Source organism: Acidimicrobiales bacterium (assembly GCA_036399815.1).
In the GTDB taxonomy this organism is placed as follows: Bacteria; Actinomycetota; Acidimicrobiia; order Acidimicrobiales; family DASWMK01; genus DASWMK01.
This window is the reverse complement of the sequence record DASWMK010000123.1, coordinates 1-7,344: the sequence shown is the minus strand read 5'-3', so window position 1 is coordinate 7,344 and position 7,344 is coordinate 1. Positions and strand designations below refer to the sequence as shown.

Sequence of the window (7,344 nt, the reverse complement as noted above, 5' to 3'; positions counted from 1 at the left end):
CCGGCCCGCTCGACGAACAGGCGCACCGACGGCGCCTCGGCGACGGCGGCCGCGTCGGCGTCGTCGGTCGGCAGGTCGAGGGGCGGCACGACGACCAGGCGCTCGCCGACGAGGCCGAGGGGCCGCTGGCTCGTGGCCAGGACGGTCACGGCCGGCGCGGCGTGGACGACGGCGTCGACCAGCGCCGCGCACGCGTCGACGAGGTGCTCGCAGTTGTCGAGGACGAGCAGCACCACCCGGCCGCGGAGGTAGTCGACCAGGGTGGCCATGATCGGCTCGCCCTGGCGGTGGCCGACGCCGAGGACGGACGCCACCGCGTCGGGCACGGCCTCGGGCTCGGCCACGCCGACGAGCTCGACGAGCCAGGTGCCGTCGTCGTGGCGGGGCGCCAGCCGCGAGGCGGCCTCGACGGCGAGGCGGGTCTTGCCCACGCCGCCCACCCCGGTGAGGGTCACGATCCTGGCCCGCCCCATGGCCTCCTCGACGGCGGCGAGGTCCTCGTCGCGGCCGACGAAGCTCGTCACCTGGGCGGGGAGGTTGGTCGGCGGCCCGGCCCGGTCCCGGCGGAGCGGGACGGCGGCGGCGACCGGGCCGCTCGCCGACGGGCGGGCGACCCGCACCGGGCAGGTGTCGAGCCAGTCAGGGCCGAACGAGCGGTCGCCGGCGACGAGGAGGGCCCGGCACATGGCGGCGGCGGACGCGTGGCGGTCCCCGGGCGACTTGGCGAGGGCCTGGATCACTTCCGTGGCGACCAGCTCGGGCACGGCCAGGGCGCCGGGGATCGACGGCGCCGGCTCGTGGACGTGGCGGTACAGCACGCTCGCCGGGTTCACCGACGTGGCGAAGGGCAGGCGGCCGACGAGCAGCTCGTAGAGCATCACGCCGAGCGAGTAGAGGTCCGACGCCGGACCGGGCTCGTCCCCCCGGATCACCTCCGGCGCCATGTACGCGGGGCTGCCGAGCAGGTGGTTGCTGGCCGTCATCGCCGAGCGCGAGGCGAGCACCTTGGCCAGGCCGAAGTCGGTGATCTTCGGCACCCCGTCGACGGTGAACAGGACGTTCTCCGGCTTGACGTCGCGGTGGAACACCTCCCGTTCGTGGGCGAAGGCGAGCGCGTCGGCGACGGCGATCCCGACGGCGACCACGCCCTCCACGCCGAGCGAGCCGGCCGCCGCCCGCTGGCCGACGTCGTCGGTGGCCAGCCGCTCCATCACCAGCGCGCAGATGCCCTCGTGCTCGACGAAGTCGTAGACCCTGACGATGTGGGGGTGGTCGAAGGAGGCGACCACGCGGGCCTCGGCCAGGAAGCGGCGGCGGACGGAGGGGTCGGCGCCGAAGGCGCGCGGGAGGATCTTGACGGCGACGTCGCGGTCGAGCCGGCGGTGCCGGCCCTCGAACACCACGCCGAAGCCGCCGCGTCCGAGCTCCCGGCCCAGGCGGTACGCGGGCAGGGCCTCGTACACGAGCTCCCGGTCGAGCAGCATCCCCCGAGACGCCCCCGTTCCTCGTGCCGCCCTCACCGTCGGTGCCGGGCCATCGTAAGGGACGCGCCGAGCGCGCGCCCCGGTGAGGGCGCCCCCCGGGCCCGGGCGGCGCCGGGACGGTCAGGCGCGGCGGGCGACGACCGTGCGCGCGCCGTCGACGCGGCGGGGCAGGCGGCGGGCGACGCCGCCCCGGCCGCCGGGCGGCGTGCCGCCGACCGGGCCACCGCCGGGGGCGTCGCCGCCCGCCGGGCGGATCCGGCGCTCGCCGGTCGAGGCCGAGGTGCCGCCCTCCTCCTCGGCGCCGGGCGGGTCGCTCGCCGTGAACAGCTCGACCCAGACCATCTTCCCGGCCGGTGGGCGGGCCTCGACCCCCCAGGCGCTGCCGACGGCGGACACGAGCACGAGGCCGCGCCCGTGCTCGGCGTGCTCGCCGGCGGCGAGGAGGTCGGGCGTGCCGTCGCCCTCGTCCATGACCTCGATCCGCAGGAACCGGTCCCGCCGGCGCACCCGCACCTCGCACCGGGTCTGGGCGTGGACCAGCGCGTTGGTGACCAGCTCGGTGACGACCAGCTCGGCGTCGTGGACGATGTCCTCGCACCCCCACACCCGGCAGTGGTCGGCGACGAACCGGCGGGCGACGGCGACGTCGCCGAGGTCCCGGCGGACGCGGATGGCGGCCTGGCGGTGGTAGCGGCGGCCGAGGTCCTCGAGCAGGTCGACCAGGTAGCGGATGTCCTCGTCCTTGCGGACGAACCCGGCGACCTGGCGGAGCATGTCGAAGCGGTCGTGGGTGACCGACCCGGTGTAGACGACGACCTGGGTGCCGGGCGACGCGGCCCGCACGCCGGTCAGCACCTCGTGGCCGGCCAGGTCGGGCAGGCCGAGGTCGAGCACGACGATGTCGGGCCGGTGGTCCCGCGCCGCGGCGATGGCGCTCGCGCCGTCGCCGACCTCGGCCACCACGTCGAACCCGCCGCGGAGGCGGAGCGCGCGGCGGACGATGGCCCGCAGCTCGGCGATGTCGTCGACCAGGACCACGGTGACGCCCACGGAGCGGCACCGTACCCTCCGCGAGCGTGCGGCCAACGACCATGGGCCCCGCCGCCCGTCGGTACCCTCGCGTCGGTGCGCGACGGCCGCTACGACGTGGTGCTGGTCGACGACGCCGTCGACGTCCGGGCCGTGGTCGGCCGCCAGCTGCGGCTGAGCCGCCGGTTCACGGTCGTGGGCGAGGGCGGGTCGGGGGCCGAGGCCGTCGCCCTCGCCGCCGAGCACCAGCCCGACCTCGTGCTGCTCGACGCCTCGATGCCGGGGCGCGACGGGCTCGACGCCCTCCCTGCCGTCCGCCAGGCCGCGCCGGGGGCCAAGGTCGTGATGCTCACGGGGTTCGCCGGCTCGGCCCTCGAGCGCCGTGCCCGGGACCTCGGCGCCGCCGACTTCGTCGACAAGGCGGCGCCGATCCGCGACCTCCCCGGCCGACTGCTGGCCGTGCTCGGCGTCGGCGGCGCGCCGCGGCGGCCGACGGCCGGCGACCCCACTGCCGGGCCCGAGCCAGAGGCGGTCATGGCCGAGCACCTCGAGCGGTTCCGGACGGTGTTCGACCAGGCCACCATCGGCATGTCCACCCTCACCCTCTCGGGCACGATCGTCCGGGTCAACCCGGCGCTCGCCGACCTCCTCGGCGGTGACGAGGAGGCCTTCGTCGGCCGCCCGTATGCCGACGTCCTCGCGCCGGACGACCACGAGGACGTCGACCGGATCGTCGCCGCGGTCGCCGCCGGCGAGGCGGCCGCCGCCGCGCTCGACCACGTCCTCCCCGGCGGCGACCGCTGGGCCCACTCGACCATCGGCGCCGTGAGGGACTCGGCCGGCCGGCCGATGTACCTGTTCGCCCAGACCGAGGACGTCACCGGGCGGCGCCAGGCGGTCGAGCAGCTGCGGGTCAGCGAGGAGCGGTTCCGGCTGCTCGTCGAGGGGGTGCAGGACTACGCCATCTTCATGCTCGACCCGGAGGGCCGGGTGAGCACCTGGAACCTCGGCGCCGAGCGCATGAAGGGCTACCGGGCCGACGAGATCATCGGCCGGCACTTCCGGAACTTCTACCCGCCCGAGGTGCAGGCCGCCCGCCACCCGGAGCGCGAGCTCGAGATCGCCGTGCGGGAGGGGCGCTACGAGGAGGAGGGCTGGCGGGTCCGCAAGGACGGCACCCGCTTCTGGGCCAACGTCGTCATCACCGCCCTGTTCGACGGCGACGGGCGCCTCGCCGGGTTCGGCAAGGTGACGAGGGACGTGACCGAGCGGGCCATGGCCGAGTCCGCCCTGCGGGCCAGCGAGGAGCGCTTCCGGCTGCTCGTCGAGGGCGTGCAGGACTACGCCATCTTCATGCTCGACCGAGACGGCTACGTGACGACGTGGAACCGCGGCGCCGAGCGCATGAAGGGCTACGCCGACGACGAGATCATCGGCCGCCACTTCCGGAACTTCTACCCGCCCGAGGTGCAGGCCGCCCGCCACCCCGAGCACGAGCTCGAGATCGCCGTGCGGGAGGGGCGCTACGAGGAGGAGGGCTGGCGGGTCCGCAAGGACGGCACCCGCTTCTGGGCCAACGTCGTCATCACGGCGCTGTTCGACGCCGGCGGCGAGCTGGCCGGGTTCGCCAAGGTGACGCGGGACGTCACCGACCGGCGGGCCGCCGCCCAGGCCCGCGAGCGGGCCGCGGCGGAGCTGGCCGACGCCAACCGCCAGCTCCAGACGGCGGCCGACAAGACCGCCGAGTTCGTCGCCGTGACGGCCCACGAGCTCCAGAGCCCGGTGGCGGCGATGACCGGCGGGGCCGACCTGCTCCTCGAGCACTGGGACGACCTCGACGCCGACGAGCGGGCCGACACCCTCCAGAGCATCGTGCGGGGCGGCGAGCGGATCCGGCGCCTGCTCGGCGACCTGCTGACCGCGTCGCGCCTCGAGGCGGGGTCGTTCGACCTGCACGTCGAGGACGTGCCGTTGCGGTCCCTCCTGTCCGACGTGGCCGGCGACGCCGCGGCCGAGGCCGGGCCGGTGGTGGTCGACTGCGACGAGTCGGTCGTCGTGCGGGCCGACCGCACGCGGCTGGCCCAGGTGGTCGGCAACCTCGTCACCAACGGCTTCCGGCACGGCGCCCCGCCCGTCGAGGTCGCGGCCCGCCGGGCCGGCGACGCCGTCGAGGTGCGGGTCCGCGACGCCGGCCCGGGCGTGCCCGACGAGCTCGTCCCCCGCCTCTTCGACAAGTTCGCCAGGGGCCGGCCGCGGGCCGGCTCGGGGACGGGGCTCGGGCTGTTCATCGTCCGCGAGCTGGCCAGGGCCCAGCAGGGCGACGCCTGGTACGAGCGCGACGACGACGGCCGGGGCGCCTTCGTCGTGCGCCTCCCCGCCGCCCGCTGACCCGGTCAGGCGCCCGCCGGGGCGCGCCGGTGGCGGGCCGAGGCGATGGCGCCGGCGACGGCGGCGCCGAGGAGGTTGGCGATCAGGTCCCGGCCGGTGTTGCGGTAGCCGCCGACGTTGGTGTCCTCGACGAGCAGGGTGACGACGAACTCGAGCACCTCGTTGAGGGCGCCGACGCCCATGCCCGCCAGCCACACCGCGGCCCACACGCCCGCCGGGTGGCCGGTCGCCGCCGGCAGCCACGGCCTGGTCGCCTCCCACCAGGCCAGGCCGGACGTGCCGAAGCCGACGAAGTGCACGGCGTTGTCGAAGTGCAGCCCGCCGGGGAGCACGGCGTTGTAGAGCGTGCGGTCGTCGCCGATGCCGACGCTGCCGCCGGCGAGGTGGCCGACCGCCCAGAGGGCCAGCCCGGCGAGCACGACCCGGCTGAACCCGCCGGGCGGCTCGACGGCGGCGACGAACACCGCCCCGGCGACCACGATGACGGCGTAGGGGACGGCCAGGTCGGCGCCGGTCGCCAGCCCGTAGGCCAGGAAGCCGACGACGACGGCGGCCATGGCGCCGGCCAGCCCCCCGTGGCGCGAGAACGCCGCGCCCGCCCCTCGCGCCCCTCGCACGGGCGGCACGTTACGGTCCGGCCGTGGCCGACGGCGAGCTCGTGCGCTACCGGTCCCCGGACGAGGACAGCGCCCGCTGGGCCGGGTTCCGCTTCCGCGACGGCGACGTCGTCATCAGCACCCGGTCCAAGAGCGGCACGACCTGGGTGCAGATGATCTGCGCCCTCCTCGTCCTCGGCACCCCCGGGCTGCCCGCCCCCCTCGGGCGGCTGTCGCCGTGGCTCGACTGGCTGGCCGTGCCGCTCGACGAGGTGCTGGCCGGCCTCGAGGCGCAGGACCACCGGCGGGTCGTCAAGACCCATACCCCCCTCGACGGCGTCCCCCTCGACCCGCGGGCCCACTACGTCGTCGTCGCCCGCCACCCGCTCGACTCGGCCGTGTCGCTCTACCACCAGGGCGACAACCTCGACCGCGAGCGCATGGCCGAGCTGACCGGCCAGCCGGCGCCGGCGGCCCGCCGTCCCCGGCCGCCGCTGCGCGACTGGCTGCTCGCCTGGGTGCACGAGGACGCCGACCCGGTCGCCGAGCTCGACTCCCTGCCCGGCGTGCTCCGCCACCTGTCCGACGCGTGGGCCCGCCGCCACCGGCCGAACGTCTCGCTCGTCCACTACGACGACCTGGTGGCCGACCTCGACGGCGAGATGCGCCGGCTGGCCGGGCGCCTCGGGATCGACGTGCCCGGCGACCGCTGGCCGGTGCTGGTGGACGCGGCCCGGTTCGAGCGGATGCGGGAGCGGGCGGCGGAGCTGGCCCCCGACCCGGCCGGCGTGCTGAAGGACCGCGCCGCGTTCTTCCGGCGGGGGCGGTCGGGCGCCGGCCGCGAGCTGCTCACCGAGGCCGAGCTGGACGGCTACCGGGCCAGGACGGCGGCGCTGGCGCCGCCCGACCTGCTGGCCTGGCTCCACCGGGACGGGCCGCCGGTCACCGCCGGCGGCGGATCGTGAGCACCCGGGCGCCGGCCGGCGGGGGCGGCCGGAAGGCCGAGCGGGGCACGGCCGGGCCGAGCGCCACCTCGTAGTCGCGGGCCCACCGGCCGGCGCCCGGCGCGCCGGGCCCGGCCCACCGGCGGGCGGCCGGGGCGGGGAGGACGACGACCGCGCCGACCAGGCGGGAGCCGGGCTGGAGGAGGCGGCGGAGCAGGGCCGTCGTCACGGCGAACGGCGGGTTGGCGACGACGTGGAAGGGCCGGCGGGGGAGGCGCAGGTCGGCGGCGTCGGCCGCCACAACGACGACGGCGTCGCCGAAGCGCTGCCTCAGGTGCCGGGCCCGTCCGGGGTGGACCTCGACGGCCACCACCCGGGCGCCGGCGGCGACGAGCGGCGCGGTGATGGCGCCGGTGCCCGCGCCCACGTCGACGACGACCGCGCCGGGGCCGACCCCGGCGTCAGCGACGAGGCGCTCGGCCCACCGCGGGTCGAGCTCGTGCCACCCCCACCACCTCGGTGCGGCGGCCACGGCGGATGACCATCACGACGCCCATCGGCGGCCAGTCCACGCTCCGGCGGCGGCCGGCGCAACCGGATTTCCGGGTCAGCGGGGGGTCAGCGCCCGGTCAGGGCCGTCGGCCATCTTCGTGCTCGGGACGGCGACCGTCGTCCACCACCACCGCCGGCCGACCACGCCGCGCTGACCCGAGGAGCACCCATGTTCCACGCTCGCTGCCCCCGCTCCGGCCGGCCGCACCTGCTGTCGGAGCGCCGCGTCGTCGCCGTGCGCAACACGGCGGACGGCATCGTCGTCGTGCTGCGCTGCCCCTGCGGCCACGACCACTCGTACCCCACCGGCCGGCGCCGCGAGGCCCCGGCCGCCTAGACCCCGAGGGAGGG

At 77.0% G+C, this 7,344-nt stretch carries 7 protein-coding genes; 3 read left to right on the top strand and 4 right to left on the bottom strand.

Annotated elements, in window-relative coordinates:
• Together VGB14_08545 and VGB14_08540 are read right to left on the bottom strand one after the other, a co-directional pair.
• Nucleotides 1-1,484: protein kinase (locus VGB14_08545; GenBank protein HEX9992960.1), on the bottom strand; the 1,484-nt coding region annotated here is incomplete at its 3' end.
• Between the two features lie 120 nt (nucleotides 1,485-1,604).
• A complete protein-coding gene (locus VGB14_08540; GenBank protein HEX9992959.1) occupies nucleotides 1,605-2,534 on the bottom strand; it encodes a response regulator in 930 nt (309 codons plus the stop codon).
• Nucleotides 2,535-2,609: 75 nt separating this feature from the next.
• On the opposite strand from VGB14_08540, the gene VGB14_08535 reads away from it, so the two are divergent.
• Nucleotides 2,610-4,901 carry a PAS domain S-box protein gene (locus tag VGB14_08535; GenBank protein ID HEX9992958.1) on the top strand — a complete coding sequence of 764 codons (2,292 nt, stop codon included), beginning with the start codon at nucleotides 2,610-2,612 and terminating at the stop codon, nucleotides 4,899-4,901.
• Nucleotides 4,902-4,906: 5 nt separating this feature from the next.
• Here VGB14_08535 and VGB14_08530 read toward each other — a convergent pair whose 3' ends face one another.
• Complete coding sequence (locus tag VGB14_08530; GenBank protein ID HEX9992957.1) at nucleotides 4,907-5,518, bottom strand: hypothetical protein; 612 nt, start codon at nucleotides 5,516-5,518, stop codon at nucleotides 4,907-4,909.
• A gap of 23 nt (nucleotides 5,519-5,541) precedes the next feature.
• Between VGB14_08530 and VGB14_08525 the strand changes: the two genes are divergently transcribed.
• Nucleotides 5,542-6,462 carry a sulfotransferase domain-containing protein gene (locus VGB14_08525; GenBank protein HEX9992956.1) on the top strand — a complete coding sequence of 307 codons (921 nt, stop codon included), beginning with the start codon at nucleotides 5,542-5,544 and terminating at the stop codon, nucleotides 6,460-6,462.
• Here VGB14_08525 and VGB14_08520 read toward each other — a convergent pair.
• The gene (locus VGB14_08520) at nucleotides 6,440-6,973 is read right to left on the bottom strand and encodes an rRNA adenine N-6-methyltransferase family protein (GenBank protein ID HEX9992955.1); all 534 of its coding nucleotides are present in this window, start codon (nucleotides 6,971-6,973) and stop codon (nucleotides 6,440-6,442) included. The two genes, VGB14_08525 and VGB14_08520, sit on opposite strands and share 23 nt — an antisense overlap.
• A 189-nt stretch (nucleotides 6,974-7,162) precedes the next feature.
• On the opposite strand from VGB14_08520, the gene VGB14_08515 reads away from it, so the two are divergent.
• A complete protein-coding gene (locus VGB14_08515; protein ID HEX9992954.1) occupies nucleotides 7,163-7,330 on the top strand; it encodes a hypothetical protein in 168 nt (55 codons plus the stop codon).
• Nucleotides 7,331-7,344: the final 14 nt, after the last annotated feature.

What these genes read in the sequence shown, in the direction of transcription:
- VGB14_08515 (HEX9992954.1), top strand. Translation starts at nt 7,163, where the DNA reads ATGTTCCACGCTCGCTGCCCCCGCTCCGGCCGGCCGCACCTGCTGTCG.